The 22,151-nt window shown below is 73.0% G+C and carries 21 protein-coding genes; 8 read left to right on the forward strand and 13 right to left on the reverse strand.

Annotated elements, in window-relative coordinates:
* Positions 1-235 precede the first annotated feature (235 nt).
* The 3 genes from ACZ3ZD_RS13940 to ACZ3ZD_RS13950 all read left to right on the forward strand — a co-directional run bounded on the left by ACZ3ZD_RS13940 (position 236) and on the right by ACZ3ZD_RS13950 (position 3,922).
* On the forward strand, positions 236-1,243 hold the full coding sequence (locus tag ACZ3ZD_RS13940) for an LLM class flavin-dependent oxidoreductase (protein ID WP_467396387.1): 1,008 nt from the start codon (positions 236-238) through the stop codon (positions 1,241-1,243).
* Positions 1,244-1,326: 83 nt separating this feature from the next.
* Positions 1,327-1,524, forward strand: a complete 198-nt coding sequence (locus tag ACZ3ZD_RS13945) for an antitoxin (protein WP_467396389.1) — start codon at positions 1,327-1,329, stop codon at positions 1,522-1,524.
* Between the two features lie 28 nt (positions 1,525-1,552).
* A complete protein-coding gene (locus ACZ3ZD_RS13950; RefSeq protein ID WP_467396391.1) occupies positions 1,553-3,922 on the forward strand; it encodes an ATP-binding cassette domain-containing protein in 2,370 nt (789 codons plus the stop codon).
* A 33-nt stretch (positions 3,923-3,955) separates the two neighbouring features.
* On the opposite strand, the gene ACZ3ZD_RS13955 is transcribed toward ACZ3ZD_RS13950, so the two are convergent.
* From ACZ3ZD_RS13955 to ACZ3ZD_RS13985, 7 genes are all read right to left on the reverse strand, one after another.
* A complete protein-coding gene (locus tag ACZ3ZD_RS13955; RefSeq protein ID WP_467396393.1) occupies positions 3,956-4,573 on the reverse strand; it encodes a hypothetical protein in 618 nt (205 codons plus the stop codon).
* A 30-nt stretch (positions 4,574-4,603) separates the two neighbouring features.
* On the reverse strand, positions 4,604-5,164 hold the full coding sequence (locus tag ACZ3ZD_RS13960; protein ID WP_467396395.1) for a hypothetical protein: 561 nt from the start codon (positions 5,162-5,164) through the stop codon (positions 4,604-4,606).
* 13 nt (positions 5,165-5,177) lie between these two features.
* A complete protein-coding gene (locus tag ACZ3ZD_RS13965; protein WP_467396397.1) occupies positions 5,178-6,035 on the reverse strand; it encodes a lysophospholipid acyltransferase family protein in 858 nt (285 codons plus the stop codon).
* The gene (locus ACZ3ZD_RS13970; protein ID WP_467396398.1) at positions 6,035-6,805 is read right to left on the reverse strand and encodes a GNAT family N-acetyltransferase; all 771 of its coding nucleotides are present in this window, start codon (positions 6,803-6,805) and stop codon (positions 6,035-6,037) included. Before ACZ3ZD_RS13970 ends, ACZ3ZD_RS13965 begins: the two co-directional genes overlap by 1 nt.
* A gap of 248 nt (positions 6,806-7,053) precedes the next feature.
* Positions 7,054-7,803 (reverse strand): succinate dehydrogenase/fumarate reductase iron-sulfur subunit, encoded by a 750-nt coding sequence (locus ACZ3ZD_RS13975; protein WP_467396400.1) that lies wholly within the window; start codon positions 7,801-7,803, stop codon positions 7,054-7,056.
* Positions 7,800-9,749, reverse strand: coding sequence for a fumarate reductase/succinate dehydrogenase flavoprotein subunit (locus ACZ3ZD_RS13980; protein ID WP_467396402.1), 1,950 nt, complete (start codon positions 9,747-9,749; stop codon positions 7,800-7,802). Before ACZ3ZD_RS13980 ends, ACZ3ZD_RS13975 begins: the two co-directional genes overlap by 4 nt.
* 1 nt (position 9,750) lies before the next feature.
* On the reverse strand, positions 9,751-10,422 hold the full coding sequence (locus ACZ3ZD_RS13985) for a succinate dehydrogenase (RefSeq protein WP_467396519.1): 672 nt from the start codon (positions 10,420-10,422) through the stop codon (positions 9,751-9,753).
* Positions 10,423-10,541: 119 nt separating this feature from the next.
* Here ACZ3ZD_RS13985 and ACZ3ZD_RS13990 point away from each other — a divergent pair, with 119 nt between their 5' ends.
* Positions 10,542-11,426, forward strand: a complete 885-nt coding sequence (locus ACZ3ZD_RS13990) for a LysR family transcriptional regulator (RefSeq protein WP_467396403.1) — start codon at positions 10,542-10,544, stop codon at positions 11,424-11,426.
* Positions 11,427-11,442: 16 nt separating this feature from the next.
* On the opposite strand, the gene ACZ3ZD_RS13995 is transcribed toward ACZ3ZD_RS13990, so the two are convergent.
* Entirely contained in the window at positions 11,443-12,333 is an 891-nt protein-coding gene (locus ACZ3ZD_RS13995; protein ID WP_467396405.1) for an NAD(P)H-binding protein, read from the reverse strand.
* Between the two features lie 121 nt (positions 12,334-12,454).
* On the opposite strand from ACZ3ZD_RS13995, the gene ACZ3ZD_RS14000 reads away from it, so the two are divergent.
* Positions 12,455-13,396, forward strand: a complete 942-nt coding sequence (locus ACZ3ZD_RS14000) for a LysR family transcriptional regulator (RefSeq protein WP_467396407.1) — start codon at positions 12,455-12,457, stop codon at positions 13,394-13,396.
* On the opposite strand, the gene ACZ3ZD_RS14005 is transcribed toward ACZ3ZD_RS14000, so the two are convergent.
* The 3 genes from ACZ3ZD_RS14005 to ACZ3ZD_RS14015 all read right to left on the reverse strand — a co-directional run bounded on the left by ACZ3ZD_RS14005 (position 13,333) and on the right by ACZ3ZD_RS14015 (position 17,529).
* A complete protein-coding gene (locus ACZ3ZD_RS14005) occupies positions 13,333-15,477 on the reverse strand; it encodes a putative bifunctional diguanylate cyclase/phosphodiesterase (RefSeq protein ID WP_467396409.1) in 2,145 nt (714 codons plus the stop codon). The two genes, ACZ3ZD_RS14000 and ACZ3ZD_RS14005, sit on opposite strands and share 64 nt — an antisense overlap.
* Positions 15,474-16,286, reverse strand: a complete 813-nt coding sequence (locus ACZ3ZD_RS14010) for an SAM-dependent methyltransferase (RefSeq protein ID WP_467396411.1) — start codon at positions 16,284-16,286, stop codon at positions 15,474-15,476. Before ACZ3ZD_RS14010 ends, ACZ3ZD_RS14005 begins: the two co-directional genes overlap by 4 nt.
* A 277-nt stretch (positions 16,287-16,563) precedes the next feature.
* Positions 16,564-17,529 carry an SCO0930 family lipoprotein gene (locus ACZ3ZD_RS14015; protein ID WP_467396413.1) on the reverse strand — a complete coding sequence of 322 codons (966 nt, stop codon included), beginning with the start codon at positions 17,527-17,529 and terminating at the stop codon, positions 16,564-16,566.
* Between the two features lie 778 nt (positions 17,530-18,307).
* Between ACZ3ZD_RS14015 and ACZ3ZD_RS14020 the strand changes: the two genes are divergently transcribed.
* Together ACZ3ZD_RS14020 and ACZ3ZD_RS14025 are read left to right on the forward strand one after the other, a co-directional pair.
* Positions 18,308-18,436, forward strand: a complete 129-nt coding sequence (locus tag ACZ3ZD_RS14020) for a hypothetical protein (RefSeq protein ID WP_467396415.1) — start codon at positions 18,308-18,310, stop codon at positions 18,434-18,436.
* 33 nt (positions 18,437-18,469) lie between these two features.
* Complete coding sequence (locus ACZ3ZD_RS14025; RefSeq protein WP_467396416.1) at positions 18,470-19,234, forward strand: bestrophin-like domain; 765 nt, start codon at positions 18,470-18,472, stop codon at positions 19,232-19,234.
* 166 nt (positions 19,235-19,400) lie between these two features.
* Here ACZ3ZD_RS14025 and ACZ3ZD_RS14030 read toward each other — a convergent pair whose 3' ends face one another.
* The gene (locus tag ACZ3ZD_RS14030; RefSeq protein WP_467396417.1) at positions 19,401-20,264 is read right to left on the reverse strand and encodes a hypothetical protein; all 864 of its coding nucleotides are present in this window, start codon (positions 20,262-20,264) and stop codon (positions 19,401-19,403) included.
* A 332-nt stretch (positions 20,265-20,596) separates the two neighbouring features.
* Here ACZ3ZD_RS14030 and ACZ3ZD_RS14035 point away from each other — a divergent pair, with 332 nt between their 5' ends.
* Positions 20,597-21,268 carry a class F sortase gene (locus ACZ3ZD_RS14035; protein ID WP_467396418.1) on the forward strand — a complete coding sequence of 224 codons (672 nt, stop codon included), beginning with the start codon at positions 20,597-20,599 and terminating at the stop codon, positions 21,266-21,268.
* Between the two features lie 39 nt (positions 21,269-21,307).
* On the opposite strand, the gene ACZ3ZD_RS14040 is transcribed toward ACZ3ZD_RS14035, so the two are convergent.
* Positions 21,308-22,144, reverse strand: coding sequence for a polysaccharide deacetylase family protein (locus ACZ3ZD_RS14040; protein ID WP_467396420.1), 837 nt, complete (start codon positions 22,142-22,144; stop codon positions 21,308-21,310).
* Positions 22,145-22,151: the final 7 nt, after the last annotated feature.

The raw sequence follows: 22,151 nt of genomic DNA on the forward strand, positions 1-22,151 counted from the left end.
TAGCCAGCCCCGGGGCCCCGGCAACCCCCGCGCCACCGGCGGCGACCAGGGGACGACCGAGCCTGCCGGCACCCGGGAGACCGCGTGCGCACCACCTCGATCCGGTCCCGCGCCACGGCCGGGGCGGCCTGACACCGGACGCCGCTGACGCCCACCACGGCCGCACCCCGCGTGTCCGTGCGCTGACCGCGCGTACCCGCGGGAATCCCGTGCCCGGCAGGGCGTTGAACCCTGCGTGAGCAGCACAGTGATCAGCCGGACCCGGTTCTCCGTCCTCGACCGCTCCCGCACCCGCGAGGGCCGCCCGCCCGGCGAGGCGCTGCGGGACACCGTCGCGCTGGCCCGGGAGGTGGAGGCGCTCGGCTACCACCGGTTCTGGGTGTCGGAGCACCACGGGGTGCCCGGGGTCGCCGGTTCGGCGCCGACCGTGCTCGCGGCGGCGGTCGCCGCGGCCACCCGCACCCTGCGGGTCGGCACCGGCGGTGTGATGCTGCCCAACCACCGACCGCTCGTGGTGGCCGAGCAGTTCGGGGTGCTGGAGGCGCTGTTCCCGGGGCGGATCGACATGGGGCTCGGCCGCTCCGTGGGCTTCACGGACGGGGTGCGCAAGGCGCTCGGCCGGGACAAGGAGGACGCCGGGGACTTCGCGGCGCAGCTCGGGGAGCTGCTGGGCTGGTTCACGGGCGGCTCGCCGACCGGGGTGCACGCCCGCCCCGCGGAGGGCCTGACCGTGCCGCCGTTCGTGCTGGCCATGGGCGACGGCGCGCGGATCGCGGCCCGCGCGGGTCTGCCCATGGTCATCGGTGACCTGCGCGGCCGGGAGCGGATGCTGCGCGGCATCGACGAGTACCGCTCCCTGTTCCGCCCCTCCCCCTGGGCGTCCGAGCCGTACGTGGTGGTCTCCGGCACGGTCGCGGTCGCCGGCACCGAGGCGGAGGCGCGCCGGCTGCTGGTCCCCGAGGCCTGGTCGATGGCGTACTCCCGGACCCACGGCACCTTCCCGCCGCTCGTCCCCGCCGAGTCGGTCGAGGCCCGCACGATGACCGCGAGGGAGCGGGAGTTCTACGAGTCCGCTCTCGCCGGGCACATCGCCGGTACCGCGGAGCAGGTCGCCGACGAGCTGGAGGGGGTGCTGAAGGAGACCGGCGCCGAGGAGGTGCTCGTCACCACCAGCACCTACGACCGTACGGCCCTGCTGGACTCCCACCGGCGGCTCGCCGCGCTCTTCGCGCCGGGCGGCTGAGCCGCAGGGCCGTTCGAGATGCGGTTCCGGCCCGGGCCGGTGACCCTGGGAGGGCGAACCCGAAAGCGACGAGGAGAGCCGTCATGTCTTTCATGGACAAGATCAAGGGCATGCTCAAGGGCCATGAGGGCATGGCCGACAAGGGCATCGACAAGGGCGGGGACTACCTCGACCAGCGCACCGGGGACAAGTACCGGTCGCAGGTCGACACCGGCCAGGACAAGCTGCGGGACGAGTTCGGCACCCGCCCGCAGGACCGGGACAACCCTCCGCAGGCGTAGCGCACGGGGGCGGTGAGAGTATCTCCCGATGCACAGCCCCCGTGATCCCTACGACCCGTCTGCCCCCGACCCGTACGCCCGTGATCCGTACGTCCGCGTCCGCGGTGCCCGTGAGCACAACCTCAAGGGCGTGGACGTGGACATCCCCCGGGACGTCCTGGCCGTGTTCACGGGCGTCTCCGGCTCGGGCAAGTCCTCGCTGGCGTTCGGCACGGTCTACGCCGAGGCGCAGCGGCGGTACTTCGAGTCGGTCGCGCCGTACGCGCGCAGGCTGATCCACCAGGTCGGGGCGCCGAAGGTCGGGGAGATCACCGGGCTGCCGCCCGCGGTCTCGCTCCAGCAGCGCCGCGCGGCCCCCACCTCGCGCTCCTCGGTGGGCACGGTCACCAACTTGTCCAACTCGCTGCGCATGCTGTTCTCGCGGGCCGGCAGCTATCCGCCGGGGGCCGAGCGGCTCGATTCCGACGCGTTCTCACCGAACACGGCGGCGGGTGCCTGCCCGGAGTGCCACGGCCTCGGGCGGGTGCACGAGACCACCGAGGACCTGCTGGTCCCCGACCCCTCGCTGTCCGTCCGCGAGGGGGCCGTGGCGGCTTGGCCCGGCGCCTGGCAGGGCAAGAACCTGCGGGACATCCTGGACGCGCTCGGGTACGACGTGGACCGGCCCTGGCGCGAGCTGCCCGCCGAGCAGCGGGCGTGGATCCTGTTCACCGACGAGCAGCCGGTCGTCACCGTGCACCCGGTCCGGGACGCCGACCGCATCCAACGGCCGTACCAGGGCACCTACACGAGTGCCCGCCGGTATGTGCTGAAGACCTTCTCCGACACCAGGTCGCCGACCCTGCGGGCGAAGGCGGAACGGTTCCTGACCAGTGCGCCCTGCCCGGCCTGCGGGGGCAGCCGGCTGCGGCCCGAGGCGCTCGCGGTGACGTTCGGGGGCCGGACCATCGCCGAGCTGGCCGCGCTGCCGCTGACCGACCTGGCGGGGCTGCTCGACGGCGGCGACGAGACGGCCAGGGTGCTCACGGCCGACCTGAAGTCCCGGATCGCGCCGGTGGTCGAGCTGGGCCTCGGCTATCTCAGCCTGGACAGGTCCACCCCGACCCTGTCCGCGGGCGAGCTGCAACGGCTGCGGCTCGCCACCCAGTTGCGCTCGGGGCTGTTCGGTGTCGTCTACGTGCTGGACGAGCCGTCCGCCGGGCTGCACCCGGCGGACACCGAGGCGCTGCTGACCGTGCTGGAGCGGCTGAAGGCGGCCGGGAACTCGGTGTTCGTGGTGGAGCACCACCTGGACGTGGTGCGCGGCGCGGACTGGGTGGTCGACGTGGGCCCCGGCGCGGGCGAGCACGGCGGCCGGGTGCTGTACAGCGGTCCGCCGGCCGAACTGGCCTCGGTCGAGGAGTCGGCGACGGCCGCGTTCCTCTTCGACGAGTCCCCCGGGCCGGCGCGCCGGATCCGCGAGCCGCGCGGCTGGCTGACGGTGGGCCCGGTGTCCCGGCACAACCTGCGCGAGGTGACGGCCGCCTTCCCGCTCGGCGCGTTCACCGCGGTCACCGGTGTCTCCGGCTCCGGGAAGTCCACGCTCGTCGGCGAGTTGACGCAGGACGTGCCGGGGGTCGGGCGGCTGGTCCGGGTCGACCAGCGGCCCATCGGGCGCACCCCGCGGTCCAACCTGGCCACCTACACGGGCCTGTTCGACGTCGTCCGCAGGGTGTTCGCCGGCACCGAGGAGGCGCGGGCGCTCGGGTACGGGGTCGGGCGGTTCTCGTTCAACGTGGCGGGAGGGCGCTGCGAGACCTGCCAGGGCGAGGGGTTCGTCAGCGTGGAGCTGCTGTTCCTGCCGAGCACCTACGCGCCCTGCCCGGACTGCGGCGGCGCCCGCTACAACCCCGAGACGCTCCGGGTGACGTACCGGGGACGGAGCATCGCCGACGTGCTGGACCTGACCGTGGAGGCCGCTGCGGAGTTCTTCGCGGACACCCCGGGGGCCGCCCGCAGCCTGGGCGCCCTGCTCGACGTGGGCCTCGGCTATCTGCGGCTCGGCCAGCCGGCGACCGAGCTGTCCGGCGGGGAGGCGCAGCGGATCAAGCTGGCGAGCGAGCTCCAGCGCGGGCGCCGCGGCCACACCCTGTACCTGCTGGACGAGCCGACGACCGGGCTGCACCCCGCCGATGTGGAGGTGCTGACGGAGCGGCTGCACGGGCTGGTCGACGCCGGGCACACGGTCGTCGTGGTCGAGCACGACATGACGGTGGTCGCGGGTGCCGACTGGGTGATCGACCTGGGCCCGGGCGGTGGCGACCGGGGCGGCCGGATCGTGGCGGCCGGCCCGCCGCAGCGGGTGGCGCGGGCGGAGGGCGGCGCCACGGCGCCCTACCTCCTGCGGGTCATGCCCTGAGCCGGGCGGGGCGCCGTGGGCGGCGGGCGGGGCTCAGGTGCTCAGCAGGCGGTTGAAGAAGGAACGGTAGCGTCGCAGCGCTCCCCGGAGTTCCTCCGTGTCCACCTGCTCGCCCTCGCCCCACTGGCTTTCCAGGTCCTTCTTGTGCTGGGCGAAGGTGGAGGCCAGGGTCTGCATGACGTCCGCGACCAGGGCGTCGGCGTCGTGTACGGCCTCGCGGGGATCGTCGACGAACCGGTTCTGGATCGCCTGCCAGCGGTCGCGGAAGGACCGCTCGTCGTCGTCCGTCAGCAGCTGCGGAACCTCGTCTTCTGTGACCGCGCCGCTCGCACCGCCCGCGCCGCCCGTGGCGGCCGGCGCCTCGGCAGTTCCCGAAGCGTCGGTGTCGGTGTCGGCTCCGGCTCCGGCCCCGGCTCCGGCTCCGGCTCCGGCTCCGGCTCCGGCTCCGGCTCCGGCTCCGGCTCCGGCTCCGACGGCCGTGTCGGCACCGCCCGGCGATTCCATGCCCGCGGTCCCCGTGCTCTCACCGGGGTACACCGGGGCGTCCGAGGAGGCTTCCTCCGGCTCGGCGCCCGCACCGGTGGTGGTCGGCTGGGCGAGGTCCTCGGTCGACAGTTCGCCGGTGCGGCCCGCGTCCTCGTTCCTGTGCATGCGTTCCTCCGTACGGAGTGGTGGTCGCGGTCAGGACCGGGCGTGCTGCGCCCGGCCGCCGCCGTCGGAGAGCAACTCGTCGAACAGCGCGCGGTAGTGCACCATGGCGCCCCGCAGCTGTTCGGTCGTCGCCTGCTTGCGGGTGGAGAGGTCCTCCACCTCGTGCGCGGCCCGGTAGTGCTCCAGCGTGGAGCTGTGTTCCACCGAGAGGTCCTTCATCTGCTGCTCGTACCCCTCGGTCGGATACCCGCGCTCGTGCATCAGGGAGGTCACCAGCCGGTCGGCGTCGTGCACCGCGTCCTCCGGCCGGTCGACGAACTCCTCCTGGACGCTGGTCCACTCCCGCGTGTAGCGGTCCCGTGAGACGGGGGGCAGCTCCTTGATGTCCAGCGAGTCGTGTCGCCTCTCGCGCTCCCTGAGCTCACGCTCGGCGGCGAGCCGGCTGTCGGATCCCTCGACCGTCCGTTGGTACTCCGGGCCGAAGCGCTCACGGAGGTGACGGCGTCGCATCAGCAGTGAGACCGCCACAGCGGCCAGAGCGATCACCACCACGATCGGAATGATGATCGCCAGAAGCGTTCCCGTAGACATGGGCACACGCTCCTCAGGGAGTAGTGATGTGCACTCTCCGACTTCCCTCTCGCACCGGATTTACGCATATCAGACATTCCCCATGTGCGGTCGTCGGTTCCGGGGCCACCGTCTGGGCGGCCCGGGCGAGGGAACGCCGGTCGGGGTGGGCGCCCGGCGGGATCACCGGCCGGACGTCCACCTCGGCGACCAGGCCGCGGGCCCGGGCCACCCGCCACAGCGAGGCCAGGAGGGTGTCCGCGCCGACGAAGGCGGCCGCTGTGCCGCATCCTCCGTCCTGCCGGCGGTAGCGCAGGCCGACCGGCTGGACGGGCACGCCCGCGTCGAGCGCGGCCTGGAAGACGGCCCCGCGGAACCGGCCGTGGGCGCGCCCGCACCAGGTGCTGCCCTCGGGGAAGGCGGTCACGGCCGCGCCCGCGCGCAGGGCGCCGGCGATCCGGGCGACCGTGCCGGGCAGCGCGCGCAGCCGGTCCCGTTCGATGAACAGGGCCCCGCCGCGCGCGGCGAGCGCGCCCGCCACCGGCCACTGCCCGACCTCGGCCTTGGCGAGCATCCGGGCCGGGCGTACGGCGGTGAGCAGCGGGACGTCCAGCCAGGAGACGTGGTTGGCGACCAGCAGCAGGCCGCCGGACGGCGGGGCGGCGCCGGTGATCGAGACCCGCACCCCGGCGGCCCGCACGATCCACCGGCACCAGCGCCCGACCCGCTCGGCGGGAATCCGCCCGCCGAGCGGGGACAGCGCGATCCCGGCCAGGACCAGGGCCGCCACCGCGGCCAGCCGCAGCACGGCCCGGGCTACGGGCACGGGGGCCGGGGTCCGCTCCACGCAGGCGTCCGGGGTGCAGGGCGCGGTGGGCAGCCAGCCGTTCATCAGGCCGGCACGAGGGAGAGGAAGTGCCGCAGGTAGCGCGGGTGGACCCGGCGCATCGACAGCAGCACGTACAGGTCGGCGACCTGGAAGTCCGGGTCGTACGCGGGCTCCCCGCACACCCAGGCGCCGAGCCTGAGGTAGCCGCGCAGCAGGGCGGGAAGCTCGGTGCGGGCGGCCGGGGCCTGGGCGTTCGGGGTCCACGGCAGCAGGGGCCGGACCCGGAACTCCGCGGGCGCCAGGTTCCTGTCCCGGACCCGCTCCCAGGTGCCGGTGGCCAGCGCCCCGCCGTCGGCGAGCGGTACGGAGCAGCAGCCCGCCAGCCACTGGTGGCCCCGGTCGGTCATGTAGCGGGCCAGGCCGGCCCAGATCAGGCCGATGACGGCGCCGTCGCGGTGGGCGGGGTGTACGCAGGAGCGGCCGACCTCGACCAGGCCGGGCCGGATCGCGTCGAGCGCGGTGAGGTCGAACTCGCCCTCGGAGTACAGCCGGCCGGCGACCGCGGCCCGCTCCGGGGGCAGCAGCCGGTAGGTGCCGACGACCTGCCCGGTCACCTCCTCGCGCACCAGCAGGTGGTCGCAGTAGGCGTCGAAGGCGTCGATGTCGTGCCCGGGCTCGGGGGTGGCCAGCAGGGCCCCCATCTCCCCGGCGAAGACCTCGTACCGCAGCCGCTGCGCGGCACGCACGTCGGCCTCGTCACGGGCGAGGGTGACGGTGTAGCGGGTGGGGGCCGCGGGCTGTGGGGGACGGTCGAGGGTGGTCACGCCGGTCATGGCTTACTCCTGGGCACGGGCCGGGGTCGGCGGCAGCGGGTGGCGGGCCCGGTGGCTACGGCCCGCCGCCCCTGTTCTTCCGACGCCGGTTGGCGCCCGCGTGACCGGTGCCGGGAGCGCGGATGTGGGCGCGGTGAACGCCTTGGTCGGCGCGCGGGCGGCCCGGAACACCAGACGGGGCCGGGGAGCACCACTCCCGGCCCCGCCCGCCCGCCTCCGTCAGGCGAACGTCTTCACGTGGTGACCCGCTACCGCTTGCCCGCCTTCCGGGCCGCCCGCAGCCACTCGCGGTTCATGCCCGTGATGGAGACGAGCGGGATCCCCTTCGGGCAGGCGGTGGCGCACTCCCCCGCCAGCGTGCAGCCGCCGAAGCCCTCCGCGTCCATCTGCGCCACCATGTCCAGCACCCGCGTCTCCCGCTCGGGCGCGCCCTGGGGCAGCACGTTGAGATGGTTGACCTTGGCTGAGGTGAACAGCATCGCCGCGCCGTTCGGGCACGCGGCCACGCACGCGCCGCAGCCGATGCACTCGGCGTGCTCGAAGGCGAAGTCGGCGTCGGCCTTGGGCACCGGCGTGGCGTGGGCCTCCGGCGCGGAGCCGGTGGGCGCGGTGACGTAGCCGCCGGCCTGGATGATCCGGTCGAACGCCGACCGGTCCACCACCAGGTCCTTGATCACCGGGAAGGCGGACGCCCGCCACGGCTCGATGTCGATGGTGTCGCCGTCCCGGAAGGACCGCATGTGCAGCTGGCAGGTGGTGGTGCGCTCGGGGCCGTGCGCGTCGCCGTTGATGACCAGGCTGCACGCGCCGCAGATGCCCTCGCGGCAGTCGTGGTCGAAGGCGACCGGCTCCTCACCGGAGAGGATGAGCCGTTCGTTGAGGACGTCCAGCATCTCCAGGAAGGACATGTCGGGCGAGATGGCGTCCACCTCGTAGGTGGACATGGCTCCTTCGGCGTCGGCGTTCTTCTGCCGCCAGACGCGCAGGGTGAGCTTCATGCGTAGCTCCGCTGGGTGGGGTGGACGTACTCGAAGACCAGGTCTTCCCTGTGCAGCACGGGGGCCTCGCCGGTGCCGGTGAACTCCCAGGCGGCGGCGTAGGAGAACGCGTCGTCCTTGCGGGCCGCCTCGCCGTCCGGGGTCTGGGACTCCTCGCGGAAGTGGCCGCCGCAGGACTCGGTGCGGTGCAGCGCGTCGAGGCACATCAGCTCGGCGAGCTCCAGGTAGTCCACGATGCGGTTGGCCTTCTCCAGCGACTGGTTGAACTCCTCGCCGGTGCCGGGCACCCTGATCCGCCGCCAGAACTCCTCGCGGATCTGCGGGATGCGCTCCAGGGCCTTGCGCAGCCCGGCGTCGCTGCGTGCCATGCCGCAGAACTCCCACATCAGCTCGCCCAGTTCCCGGTGGAAGGAGTCCGGGGTACGGTCGCCGTCCACGGCCAGCAGCAGGTTGATCCGGTCCTCGGTGTCGGCCAGCACCTCCTGGACGACGGGGTGGCGGTCGGTGACGGGTTCCTGGTGCGGGTTGCGGGCGAGGTAGTCGTTGATGGTGGCGGGCAGCACGAAGTAGCCGTCGGCGAGGCCCTGCATGAGCGCGGAGGCGCCGAGCCGGTTGGCGCCGTGGTCGGAGAAGTTGGCCTCGCCGATCGCGAACAGGCCGGGCACGGTGGTCTGGAGGTCGTAGTCGACCCACAGGCCGCCCATGGTGTAGTGCACGGCCGGATAGATCCGCATCGGCACCCGGTACGGATCCTCGTCGGTGATCCGCTGGTACATGTCGAACAGGTTGCCGTACTTCTCCTCGACGGCCGGGTGGCCCATGCGCCGGATGGCGTCGGCGAAGTCCAGGTAGACGCCCTGTCCGCCGGGGCCCACCCCCCTGCCCTCGTCGCAGACGTTCTTCGCGGCGCGGGAGGCGATGTCCCGGGGCACGAGGTTGCCGAAGGACGGGTAGATGCGCTCCAGGTAGTAGTCGCGCTCGTCCTCGGGGATCTCGTTCGGCGGGCGGGTGTCGCCCTGGGCCCTGGGCACCCAGATCCGGCCGTCGTTGCGCAGCGACTCGCTCATCAGCGTCAGCTTCGACTGGTGGTCGCCGGTGCGCGGGATGCAGGTCGGATGGATCTGGGTGAAGCAGGGATTGGCGAAGTAGGCGCCGCGCCGGTGCGCCCGCCAGATCGCGGTCGCGTTGGAGTTCATGGCGTTGGTCGACAGGTAGAAGACGTTGCCGTAACCGCCGGAGGCGAGGACGACGGCGTCCGCGAAGTAGGTGCCGATCCTGCCGGTGACCAGGTCCCGGGCGACGATGCCGCGCGCCCGTCCGTCGACCACGATCAGGTCGAGCATCTCGGTCCGTGGGTGCATCTCCACGTTCCCCGCGGCGATCTGCCGGGACAGCGCCTGGTAGGCGCCCAGCAGCAGTTGCTGTCCCGTCTGGCCGCGGGCGTAGAAGGTGCGCGACACCTGAACGCCGCCGAAGGAGCGGGTGTCGAGCAGGCCGCCGTACTCGCGGGCGAACGGTACGCCCTGGGCCACGCACTGGTCGATGATCTCGACGGAGATCTGCGCGAGCCGGTGCACGTTGGACTCGCGGGCCCGGAAGTCGCCGCCCTTGACGGTGTCGTAGAACAGGCGGTGGACGGAGTCGCCGTCGTTGCGGTAGTTCTTCGCCGCGTTGATACCGCCCTGCGCGGCGATGGAGTGGGCGCGGCGCGGGGAGTCCTGGTAGCAGACCTGGACGACGTGGTAGCCCTGTTCGGCGAGCGTGGCGCCCGCGGAGCCGCCGGCCAGGCCGGTGCCGACGACGATGACCGTGTGCCGGCGCCGGTTGGCGGGGTTGACGAGCTTCGCCTCGAAGCGGCGCCTGTCCCAGCGCTCGTGGATCGGGCCGGAGGGGGCCTTGGTGTCGGTGACCGGTTCACCGGTCCGATGGTTGACGTAGTCGGTCATGTCAGCTCACCACTTGGGTCATGACGCCCACGGGTACGGCGATGAAGCCGGCCGTGAGCAGCAGCGCGAGGACGTTGGCAGCGGTCTTCAGGGCGCGGTCGCGCCTCCGGCTGCCGACGCCGAGGGTCTGGGCGGCGCTCCAGAAGCCGTGCCGGATGTGCAGGCCGAGCGCCAGCATCGCGACGATGTAGACGACGTCGCCGTACCAGGTGGAGAAGGTGTCCACGACGTTCTGGTACGGGTGGCCCTCCTGGAAGCCGCCGGGGTGCACGGTGCCGGTGGTCAGGTCGAGGATGTGCCAGACGATGAACAGGCCGAGGATGACGCCACCCCAGCGCATGGTGCGGGTCGCGTAGGAGGCCTTCGGCTTCCTGTGCACGTACGTGCTGGGCCGCGCCCGGATGTCGCGGCGGCTGAGCTGGTAGGCGGAGACGGCGTGGGCGACCACGGCGGCGACGAGGACGACCCGGATGATCCAGAGCGTCCACTCGTAGTGCATGAAGGGTTCGCCGACGGTGCGCAGCCAGTGCGCGTAGTGGTTGAACTCGCCCGCGCCGAAGTAGATCTTCAGGTTTCCGATCATGTGCGCGACCAGGTACAGCAGCATGATCAGGCCGCTGACGGCCATCACGGTCTTCTTGCCGACGGAGGAGTCCCACATCGTGCGCGCCATGGACGGCCGTCGGCCCGTCCGCGTTGCCAGTGCCATGAGCAGCACGCTAGGGCCGATACTCCCGATCGGTCCAAGACATGGTCCGGCTCGTTTCCATAGGCTGAAGCTATGCTGGTGGGGTGCAGTTCCAGCAGCTCCAGTACTTCGTGGCCGTCGCCGAGACCCGGCACTTCACCCGGGCCGCCGAGCTGGTCCATGTCGCCCAGCCGTCGCTGTCCCAGCAGATCAAGGCGCTGGAGCGGGAGTTGGGCGCGGATCTGTTCCGGCGTGCCCGGGGCAACATCACCCTGACCGACGCGGGCGAGGCGCTGCTGCCGCTCGCCCGGCGCATCCTGGCCGACGCCGACACCGCCCGGCACGAGGTGCAGGAGCTGGTGCAGCTGCGGCGGGGACGGGTCAGGCTGGGGGCGACGCCGAGCCTGTGCACCGGGCTGCTGCCGGACGTGCTGCGCGCCTTCCACGACCGGTATCCCGGCGTCCGGCTGCTGATCGAGGAGGGCGGCTCGCACGACCTGGTGCGGGGCCTGGCCCGGGGCGCGCTCGACCTCGCGCTGGTCGTGCTGCCGCTGCCGACGCCGGCGCCCGCGCTGACGACCGTGGAGCTGCTGCGCGAGGACCTGGTGGTGGTGTCCTCGCCGGAGGCGCCGGTGCCGGGCCGGGACGGGCGGGCGGTGGAGATCGGCGACCTGGAGGGCGAGCGGCTGGTGATGTTCCGGCACGGGTACGACCTGCGCGAACTGACCGTCGCCGCGTGCCGCTCCGCCGGGTTCGAGCCGGACTTCGCGGTGGAGGGCGGCGAGATGGACGCGGTCCTGGGGTTCGTCCGGGCCGGGCTCGGCCTGGCCGTCGTACCCCGCATGGTCGCCGCCCGGGCGGGCCGGGGACTGCGCGTCACCCCCCTGGCCCGGCCCGGCCTGCACCGCACCATCGCCCTCGCCCACCGCAGCGATGTGGCACCACCGCGGGCGGCCCGGGAACTCCAGCGGATGCTGCTGGAGCGGTAGCCGGCGGCCGTGCCCGTCAGCGCAGGGCGGCCGGCTTGAGTACCTCCTCGCACCAGCGCCGGAAGGAGGTGGGCGCCGTGTCGGGGGTGGGGGGCGCCGAGATGCCGTAGAAGCCCTGTTCGGCGGTGGCGGTCGTGAGGTCGCCCAGTGCCCGCGCCCAGTCCTCGCTCGCCCCGTACCGCAGCAGCGACGCCGTGTAGTCCGCGAAGCCGAGCCGCTGGAAGCGCACCGGGACGTCCAGCACCTCGGCCACGACACGCGCCATGTCCTCGGGCGTCAGCGCGTCGGGGCCGACCACCGGGACGTCCTCCTGGCCGGTCCAGGTGCCGTCCAGCAGCAGCCGCGCCGCCGTGTCCCCGACGTCGCGGGTGGCGCAGGTGCGCAAAACCCGGTCGCCGGGGGCCGGCATGGCGAGCACTCCGCCCTCGCTGATCGCCGCGGTCTGGTGGAGCAGGTTCTCCATGAGGTACGGCGGGCACAGCGCCCGGTGGTGGACCCCGGTGGCCCGGACCACGTCGTCCATGGCCAGCGAGGCCGAGATCTGCCCGGCCTGACGGGCGACACCGCGGCCCAGCGTGGAGACGGCGACGACCCGCTGGACGCCCTGGGCGCGGATCGCGTCGACCAGCGGCCGCGTGAAGGCGCGGAAGTGGCCCTCGACGCTGTCGGCGGTGGGCGTCGGCGGCACCAGCCAGAACACCCGGTCGACGCCCGCGCACGCCTTGGCGGTGACCTCGGGGTCGGCGTGCGAGCCGGCGACGGCCTCGACCCGGTCGCGCACCCGCGCGGGCAGGCGCGCGGGATCGCGCACGATCACGCGGACGTCCCCCGCCGCGTCCCCGGCGTCGAGGAGCGAGTCGAGGACCCGGCCGCCGATCCGGCCGGTCGGGGTGGTGACAAGGATCATGGAAGGCTCCCGGAGCGAGGGGGTGGGACGCGATCGAGCCTGCCGTCCGGCGGCCGGGAACTGAAGGACCGCTTCGCTCCCGGTTGTTACCCTCAGGGCAATACCGAAGGAGGCGACCCCCATGGAGTCCCGCCCGCTGCGCTATTTCGTCGCCGTCGCCGAGGAACTCAACTTCGCCCGCGCGGCCGAACGGCTGGGCATCTCCGCCCCGCCCCTGTCCCGGGCGATCCGCCGGCTGGAGGCGGACCTCGGGGTCACCCTCTTCGAGCGGACCACGCACAGCGTCGCCCTGACCCGGGCCGGCGAGGTGCTCCTCGGCGAGGCCCGGTTCGCGCTGGACGCCCTGGAGGCGGCCGGCCGGCGGGCCCGGCGCGCAGGCGGCCCGGACCGGCAGCTCGTCCTGGCGGTCAAGGCCGACGGCGACGCGGGACTGCTGGAGCCGGTCCTGGAGCGCTTCGCCGCCGACCCCGCCGCCCTGCCGGTGACGGTCCGGCTGTGCGGCTGGCAGGAGCAGCCGGGGCTGCTGCGGCGCGGGGAGGCCGACGCCGCACTCGTCCACGAACCCTTCGACCGCACCGGCCTGGACAGCGAGACCCTGCTCGCCGAGCCGCGGGTCGCGGCGCTCGGCGCGGCCCATCCGCTGGCCGCCCGTGACCACGTCCTGCTCGCCGACCTCGGGCTGCGCGCCGGGGACCTGCACCGGTTCCTTGAGGAGATGCGGCACGGCGGCCGCGACCTCGCCCAGCTGCTCACCCGCGTCGCCCTGGGCGAGCTGGTCACCGTGCTGCCGGCGTCCGTGGGCGACCGCTATCCGCGGCCGGGCGTCGTCTACCGGGCCGTACCGGACGCACCGCCCTCCCTGCTGGCGGTCGCCTGGCCGCAGCAGTCCCGCTCCACGGCCACCGCGGCACTCGTCCGGGCGGCCACCGCCGTGGCCGCGGCCGCCCGGGAACGGGAAGGGGCAGGGGGCGTGGAGGGCGACGGCGCCGCCCCGGCCGCTCAGCCCGTCGCGTCGACCAGGGCCAGGTCCTGGAGCCTCTCCGGCGGGCCCGGGCGGGCGTAGTACCAGCCCTGGGCCGTGTCGCAGCCCAGTATCCGCAGCTGCTCGGCCTGGGCGCCGGTCTCCACGCCCTCGACCGTGACCGCCAGGTCGAGGCTGTGGGCGAGGGAGACGATGCCCTCCACGATCTTCAGGTCCACGGGGTCGGCCGGGAACCGCTGCATGCTCTGGGTGAAGGAGCGGTCGAGCTTGAGGACGCTCACCGGGAGCCGACGCAGGTTGGCGAGGTTGGAGTAGCCGGTGCCGAAGTCGTCCAGCGCGATGTCGACGCCCATCTCGGCCAGCCGGCGCAGGGGTTTGAGCAGGTCGTCGTCGGCGCCGATGAGCGCGGACTCGGTGACCTCCAGGCAGAGGGCGTCCGGGGTGACGCCGGAGCGTTCGAGGATGTCGACCGTGTCCTGCACCAGGCCGGGGTGGCTGAGCTGGCACGGGGACAGGTTGACGTTGATGCGCAGCGGGCCGGCGGAGGTCTGTTCGCCGTAGCGTTCACGCCAGGCGCGGGCCTGGCGGATCGACTCCTCCAGGACCCAGCGGCCGAGCGGCACGATCAGACCGGTGTGCTCGGCGAGCGGGATGAACCGGTCGGGGCCGAGGACCCCGTGCTGCGGGTGCAGCCAGCGCACCAGGGCCTCGGCGCCGCGCACACTGCCGTCGCCGAGGTGGACGAGCGGCTGGTACTCGATGAAGAACTCGCCGCGTTCCAGGGCGGTCGGCAGGGCCGTGGTCAGGCCGTGCCGGGTGATGGCGCGGGCGTCGGCCTCCGGGTCGGCGAGTTCCGAGCGGTTGCCGCCGGCCGACTTCGCCCGGTACATGGTGATGTCCGCGCTGCGCAGGACCTCGGCGGCCGTGCGTTCGCCGGCCGGGCCCTCGACGATGCCGAGGCTGCCCCGGACCAGGAGGTCGCGGCCGTCGATGCTGATCGGGGTGACCAGCGCGCTCATGATGCGCTCGGCGAGTTCGTCCACCGTGCGCTCGGTGCCCGGACCGGTGGTGAGGGCCACGAACTCGTCGCCGCCGAGCCGGGCGACCATCTCGCCGGGCGCGGTCGCGCAGGACTGGAGCCGGTCGGCGACCTCGACCAGCAGCCGGTCGCCGGCCGCGTGACCGAGGCTGTCGTTGACGGTCTTGAAGCCGTCCAGGTCCAGGTAGCACAGGCCGAAGCGCTGGCCGTCGCCCGCGGCCAGCGCCTTCTCCAGGCGTTCGAAGAACAGGGTGCGGTTGGGCAGGCCGGTGAGGGCGTCGTGCGTGGCCTCGTAGCGCAGCCGGAGGTTGAGCAGCCGGCGCTCGGTGGTGTCCTCCATCAGGGCGAGCTGGTACTGCGGGTCGCCGTCGGCGTCGCGGAGCAGGGAGACCGTCAGGTTGGTCCACAGGACCGTGCCGTCGGGGCGGTTGAAGGCCTTCTCCAGGTGGTAGTGCTCGCGTGCGCCGCGCACGAGTTCGTCGTAGAGCCGCCAGGTCTGCGGGGCGTCCTCGGGGTGCACCCAGTCCTGGACGCGGCGGCCGCGCAGGGTCTGCTCGGAGAGGCCGAACATGCGCAGCAGCGCCTGGTTGACCTGGAGGACGTTTCCGTCGAGGTCGGCGATGCCGATCCCTATCGCGGCCCCCTCGAAGACCGCGCGGAACCGGGCCTCGCTCGCGTGCAACGCCTGGGCCACCACGCCCTGGGCCCGCAACGCGGCCTGGGCGATGGACTCCTGCTCGGCGAGGGTGCGCTCGCGCAGCGCCTGGGCGTAGCCGCCGGCCATCGCGTGCTGCAACCGCGAGGAACGCATGCGCAGTTCGTCCTGCGGGCCGTCCTCGCCGCAGTACAGGACCAGGTAGGCGTCGACGCAGTCCAGGGTGCGGGCGAGCGCCTCGGGGTCGGTGCAGTGCGCCTCGACCAGGGCGGCGCCCACGGCCTTCGCCGCGTCCGCGTCGAAGCTGCGGGCACGCAGCAGCTCGCTCAACCTGCGGGCAAGCGGCAGGAGTTGCTCCTCGAACTCGGCGCGGGTGAGGGACGTCGAGGTCACCGGGAACAGTGCCCGGCTCCAGATCGTCGTGAGCCGGCGCAGTCTGCCCTCCGGCTCGTCCGGTTCCGCGCTCACGCCGTACGCCCCACGCCGGCGAATCCGGAGAAGGCGTACGGGTCCTCGTCCTCCGGCGCCGATTCGGGGCGCCAGTGCGGCATCGGCACCAGCCCGGGTTCCACCATGTCGTACCCCTCGAAGAACCGCGCGATCTCGTCACGCGAGCGCATGATCAGCGGGTTGCGAATGTCCTTGTACACGTCCACCGCGCCCTCGGCCCGCTCGGCGGGCAGCGGGATTCCCTCGTACGAGGCATGGGTGAGGATCAGCAGGCTGCCGGGCGCGAGCGCCTCGCGCAGCTCGGCCACCGCACCGTACGGGTCGTCCGCGTCTTCCACGAAGTGCAGTATGGCAACGAGGAGGAGAGCCACTGGCCGGTTCAGGTCGATCAGGCGGTCCAGTCGGGGGCTGGTCAGGATCTCCTGGGGCTTGCGCAGGTCCGCCGCGATGACGTCGGCGTCGTCGTTGCCCGCCAGCACCGCCTCGCTGTGGGCGACCGCCACCGGGTCGTGGTCGACGTAGACCACGCGGGCGCCCGGCGCGGCCGCCTGCGCCACCTCGTGGACGTTGCCGAAGGTCGGGATGCCCGAGCCTATGTCGAGGAACTGGGTGATGCCCTCCCCGGCCGCGTACCGCACGGCCCGGCGCATGAACGCCCGGTTGGCCTGCATGGTCTTCGGCAGTCCCGGCAGGAACTCCATGGCCTTGCGGGCCGCTTCGCGGTCCACCTCGAAGTTGTGCGAACCGCCCAGGTAGTAGTCGTAGATCCGTGAGACGCTCGGCACCGAGATGTCGATGCTCCGGGGGGCCCAGGCGGGGCGCTCCATGTATCACTCCAAGGCGTAGACGACGGGAACGGGCGATCCGGTGTTCGAGCTGAGGCTACTGATCGCCCGCCAAACGGGCGACCTGAACCGGAAATTGACCGTCCGTTCCCGGTCACTGCCTGCGGGAAGTGCCCGTATGACCCCGCTGTGTGACGGCTGACCGGCCCGGTGCGCGCGCCTGCGCGCACAACGATCCGCCCCCTCCGTGCGGTGCGGAGGGGGCGGATCTGCGGCCGTGCGCCAGGGCGGGCGGGACGATCGACCCTGGGGAGGTGATCTACTTGCCCGGCGCGCCGACCGGCTTGCCGTCGGGCGAGACGGCGTACCACGTGCCGCCCACGCCCTGACCGTTGGTGTCGCCCGGGGCCTTGTCCCCGGAGAAGGTGTAGATGGGCCAGCAGTTGACGCTCATCTGCTTGACCCCGTCGGGCCGGGTGAACGGCATCAGGCCCTTCTTCTTCACGCCCTCGGTGTCGTCGGCCTTGACCGGGCCGACGGCCGGCCACTTCTCCAGGCAGGCCCCGGTGCAGTTCGAGACGGACTTGGGCCAGGCCTGGTCCTTCAGGAAGCGGTAGACCGTCATGCCGTTCTTGTCGACGATGATGTCGCCGAGCTTGGGGTCCTTGCGGACGGACAGGCCGGGCAGGGCGGACAGCGTGGCCTTCTTGCCGTTGGGGGCGAGCGCGTACCACTTGCCGCCCACGCCCTGGCCGTTGACGTCACCGGCGTTGACGTCCTTGGCGTAGCGGTAGGCGGGCCAGCCGCCGATGGTGAGCTGCTTGCTGCCGTCGGCGCGGGTGACCTCGCCGAGCAGCGCCTTGTCGATGCCGGCGCCGGCGGTGGCGTCGTCGGCGGGGACGGGCGGCCAGGTGGTGGCGCAGTCGCCGTCGCAGTTGGACTTGGGCGGGTTGGCGGTGTCCTTGTCGAACCGGTAGAGGGTGAGGCCGGACCCGTCGGTGAGCACGTTCCCCAGGTCCGGGTTGGTGGCCACGGTGAGCTTGCCCGCGGGGACGGCCGGGGCCGGGGAGGCGGAGGTCGTGCTGCCGTCGGCGCCGTATCCGTTGCCCGCGCCGGTCGCGGTGCCGGCGCCCGGATTGCCGTAGTCGCCGGCCGGGGCGGTGGCCCCGACGTTCTGGGCCGCCGACGCGGGGGCGGTGGCGTTGTCCTGACCGCACGCCGTCGTCAGCGCCAGCACCGAAGCGGCTGTGGCCACCAGTGAGGCGGTCCGCCAGGAGGTCTTCATCGTCAAACTCCCCATATCGCCTGGATATTGCAGCGCCTGCTGCGCCGCCGCACGGCCATGGGTACGCGGCCGGGGGGCCGCCGTGTTCAACGGCGGGCGGAATTTCTTCCGGGAAGCCGTGAGGCGCCCGGGGAGCCGCCGGTGCGCACACCGGGACAGAGCGGTGCGACACGGGCGCTTCGGTCCCTCAAACCTGCGACCGCCCCATCTCCCTCTTTCGGAGCAATCTCGACGGACTGTGGGGTACGGCGGCCGGAGGCGCCTCATGATCTCCGTCGTGCATGCACCCGAAGTGACCCGACGTGCGCCCACCACCAGGGTGTTGGCGCTCGTGACGCTGACGTGGGCGCTGGTGGGCTGTCCGACGAGCAGCGCGTCGGCCGACGCCTGCGCGTACGCCTCGACGGGCCCGGACGGCACGGTGGCCGTGGCCTACGCCGGCGGCCACCACTGGCCCGACCCGCCCTGCCCGAAGCCGCCCCCTCCGTGCCCGCCGACACCGACGCCGACACCGACCCCGACACCCACCCCCACGCCGCCTCCGCCTCCGCCTCCGCCTCCGCCGACACCAACGCCCACCCCCAAGCCGACGCCCAAGCCAACGCCGAAACCGACGCCCAAGCCGCGGCCGCCCAGGCCCGCTCCCGCACCACCCGCTCCCCCGGCGCCCCGGCCGACGCCCCCGCCGGCACCCGAGCCGGTCCCCACGCCCAAGCCGGCCCCCAAGCCGAAGCCCAGGCCGACACCCAAGCCCACCCCGCGGCCTTCGGTGACCCCGGTGAGCTACCCCGCGTACCACCCGCACGCCGTCAGCCACCACCCCCGCGGCCACACCACACCCGTCACCTACGTCCTGCTCATCACCGTCCCCGCGATCGTCGCCGTCGCGGCGCTGCGCCCGCGCTGACGCGCCGGCCCCGCTCACTTCTGGAGGCACCAGTTGTCGGATTGGCTTGTTCTCATCCTCGCGATGCTGGCGGCCTGCGCCGTGGTGGTCGTCATCACGCTGCTACGGCACCGGGCGGCCCCCGAGGACGAGGATCCGAACGAGACCCCGGACGTCATCGAGTACATGACGATGTGGATCGGCGTCATCTACGCCATCGTGCTGGGGCTCGCCATCGCGGGCGTCTGGGAGGCCCGCAACTCCGCCCAGGGCTATGTCCAGACCGAGGCCCAGGCGCTGCACGAGATCTCGGAGCGGGTCCGGGTCTACCCGCCGGACGTCCGCGACCGCATCCGCACCGACGTGGACGCCTACGTGGGGTATGTCGTCCACACCGAGTGGCGGACCATGGCGGACAAGGAGAAGGTCACGGACCGCGGCACCGAACTGCTGCAGACGGTACGGGCGGACGTCACCGACTACCAGCCGCGCAGCGACTTCGAGGCGCAGGCCTACCAGCCGCTGCTGGACCAGCTGGCCACCGCCGACCAGGCACGCAACGCGCGGGCCGACGCCACCGGGGCCACCATGCCGCCGGTGGTGTGGTGGGGGCTGATCACCGGGGCGCTGATCACCATCGGCATGGTCTTCGCGCTCCAGATCCGGCGCACCCGGAGGGAGTTGGTCCTGGCCGGGCTGTTCTCCGCGACCATCGCCTTCATGCTGTTCCTCATCTGGGACTTCGACGCGCCCTACAGCCGCGGTATCGCGGTCACCGCACAGCCGTTCCTCAGCCTGTTCCCGGGCCTCGGCGGCTAACCCGTCCACCCGGCCGGCACGACGGTCGCGAACGGCCACGACAGGCCTTCGCCCTTGCTTCCTGAAGGAAGCGGGGGCGAAGGCCTGTCGACGTGCGTGGCTCGGGGAGGGGACGGGGGCAGGGGGACGGGGACGGATCCGGTGGCCTGGGCGGCGCACCAGGGACTCAGACGCGCCTCTCGTGCCGGCGGCGCAGCCAGAAGGCGCCCCCGCCGATCACCGCAGAGGCCACCAGTCCGCCGCCGATGGCCATGTCGGTGGGTGTCGCGCCGGTGGTCCTGCTGCCGCCCAGACCGCCGTTGACACCGCCGATCACGGTGAAGGCGTCCCGGCGGGTCATGGTGCGGCCGTCGCAGCGGACGGTCACGGAGTAGCGGCCTCGGCGGGCCTCGCGGTCGACGGTGGCGACTCCCCGCGCGGTGTCGTCGCGGAACGACTCCAGCCGGGTGACACCGAAGGCGTCGGAGCTGGCCGTGCCGCTGCGGCAGCCGTTGACGATGATGGTGACGCGGCCGCCGGCGGGCACGATGTCGGGCGTGACGAAGATGTCGCGGGAGTTGCCGATGCCGTCACCCCGGCCCCCGCCCCCGCCCCCGCCGAACTCGTCCCCGTGGTCCCCGCGCCCGTTGTCGCCGCGCCCGTTTTCGCCGCCCTCACCACCCCGGCCGTTGTTGCCCTCACCCCTGTTGCCCTCGCCCCCGCGGCCGTTGTTGCCCTCGCCCCCTCGGCCGTTGCCGAAGTTCTCGCGTCCGTTTCCGTTGAAGTTGCCGTTTCCGTTGAAGTTGCCGTTTCCGTTGAAGTTGCCGTTCCCGTTGGCGTGGCCGTTGCCGCCCACGTTGCCGGTGCCGGGGAGGACGCCGCCCCCGCTGAAGGTGCCGATGTTGCCGGTGCCGGGGACGATGACGGTGGTGTTGTCGGTGCTGCTCGGACCGCCCCCGTTGCCCATGCCGTCCGCGACAGCCACGGGGGCGGCGAGCCCGAGCACGGCGACCGTGGTGCACGCCGCCGCCAGGGCACGTTGGTTGCGCATGTGTTCCTCCGCGGGAGGTCACCGGGTCCCGTCCCCGGTGGATCGGCGAGAAATCACCTCCCGTACAGACCCTCGGACGCGCGGAACACGCCCGCATGTCGAGAATGGTCCGTCCTGGTGATCCGACACGCCGTCGGACAACCACACAATCCGATATTGCCGCAGGTCACAGACCGTCAGAAAATTCCTGGGAACGGCAACTCGGATGGCGCACCGGGCGCGCGGGCGGCCACCCGTTCGCCGATCGCCCCGTCGCCCGCCGCCCGCGCGGGACTTAGCGTTTTCCCATGCGCGACGGGCGTGGCGGCGACCGTGTCGAGAGGGGATGGCGAATGTCTGCGTCCAAGCTGGCCGCACTGGCCGAAGAGGAGGAGCGGCGGAGGAAGCGTGCCCCCTGGGGCGTGATAGCGCTTGTTCTGCTGACCGGCCTGGCCCTGATCCGCAACGGTTCCGGGGAGTTCGACGTCGGCCCGCCGCAGCCCGCCTCGGCGGCGGCCCCGGACAGCCGCGCCACCCTGGGCACCTTCGCGCCCGCGCCCACCGCGCTGGCGTTCTCCCCCGTGCAGCGGGTCCGCATCCCGGCGATCCGGGTGGACGCGCCCGTCGTCCAGGTCGGGCTGGACACGGACGGCTGGGTCGCCGCGCCGCCGCCGGAGAACCCGGGCCTGGCCGGCTGGTTCACCGGCGCGGTGTCCCCGGGTGAGAAGGGCACCGCGGTCATCGTCGGACACGTCGACAACAAGCAGGGCCCCGCCGTGTTCTACGGCCTCGGGGCGCTGAAGAAGGGCAACCAGATCGAGGTCCTGCGCCAGGACGGCAGGACCGCGGTGTTCGAGATCTACGGTGTCGAGGTCTTCGCGAAGGCCAACTTCCCCGGCGACCGCGTGTACGGCTCGAAGGGCACCCCGGAACTCAGGGTCATCACCTGCGGGGGCGGCTTCTCTAAGCAGAACGGCTACGAGGGGAACGTCGTCGTCTTCGCCCGCCTGGCCGCGGTCATGTGAACCGCCGCGGCCCGGCGGGAGATCGGGGTCCTCAAGCCGTCAGGTGCGCCGGGGCGGCACGGTGAGGTGGTAGCCGGAGTCGATCAGGTAGGGCAGCCACTCCCGGATCCCCTGGACGGTCTGCGAGCGGTCGCCCCCGGCGTCGTGGGAGAGCACCACGACCCCGGGGGCGGCGCCGCTCTCCACCCGGTCCACGATGGTGTCGGTGCCCGGCTCCATCCAGTCGGTGGTGTCCACCGTCCAGGCCATCGGCTCCATGCCCATCTGGGCGCCCAGCTGGAACGTGGCGCGGTTCCAGGCGCCGTAGGGCGCGCGGAACCACTGCGGGCGCTCGCCGTAGGCGTCCTCGATGGCGTCGCTGGTGCTCGCCATCTCGGAGCGGATCTCCCGGCGGGTCAGCTCCGTCAGCAGCGGGTGGGTCCAGGTGTGGTTGCCGACGACATGGCCCTCGTCGGCCATCCGGGCCAGCAGCTCCTTGTTCTCCACGACGCACTCGCCGCACACGAAGAACATCGCGCGTACCCGGTACTTGGCGAGGGTGTCCAGGATGTGCGGGGTGTACTCGGGGTTCGGGCCGTCGTCGAAGGTCAGCATCATGCGCCGGCCGCGTCCGGAGATGCGCAGGATGGGTTCGTCGCGGACCTTGAGCTTGCGGGGCGCGGCGCGCGGCGGACCGTCTCCGGTGAGCGGCTGGAGCCGGAAGGCGGAGGGTCCCAGGGCCGGGCGGGCCTGGGGTCCGGCGGCCGGCGCCGTGGTGGTCCGGACGGCCTCCCCGGCGCTGCTCGCCAGGACGGCTCCGGCGGTGGCCGCGGCTCCGAGGGCGGCGCCGCCGGCGAGGAGCATCCGGCGCCGCGTGAACAGTTGATCCTTCTGCATGACTCAT

This window comes from Streptomyces sp. NPDC023481 (assembly GCF_055560195.1).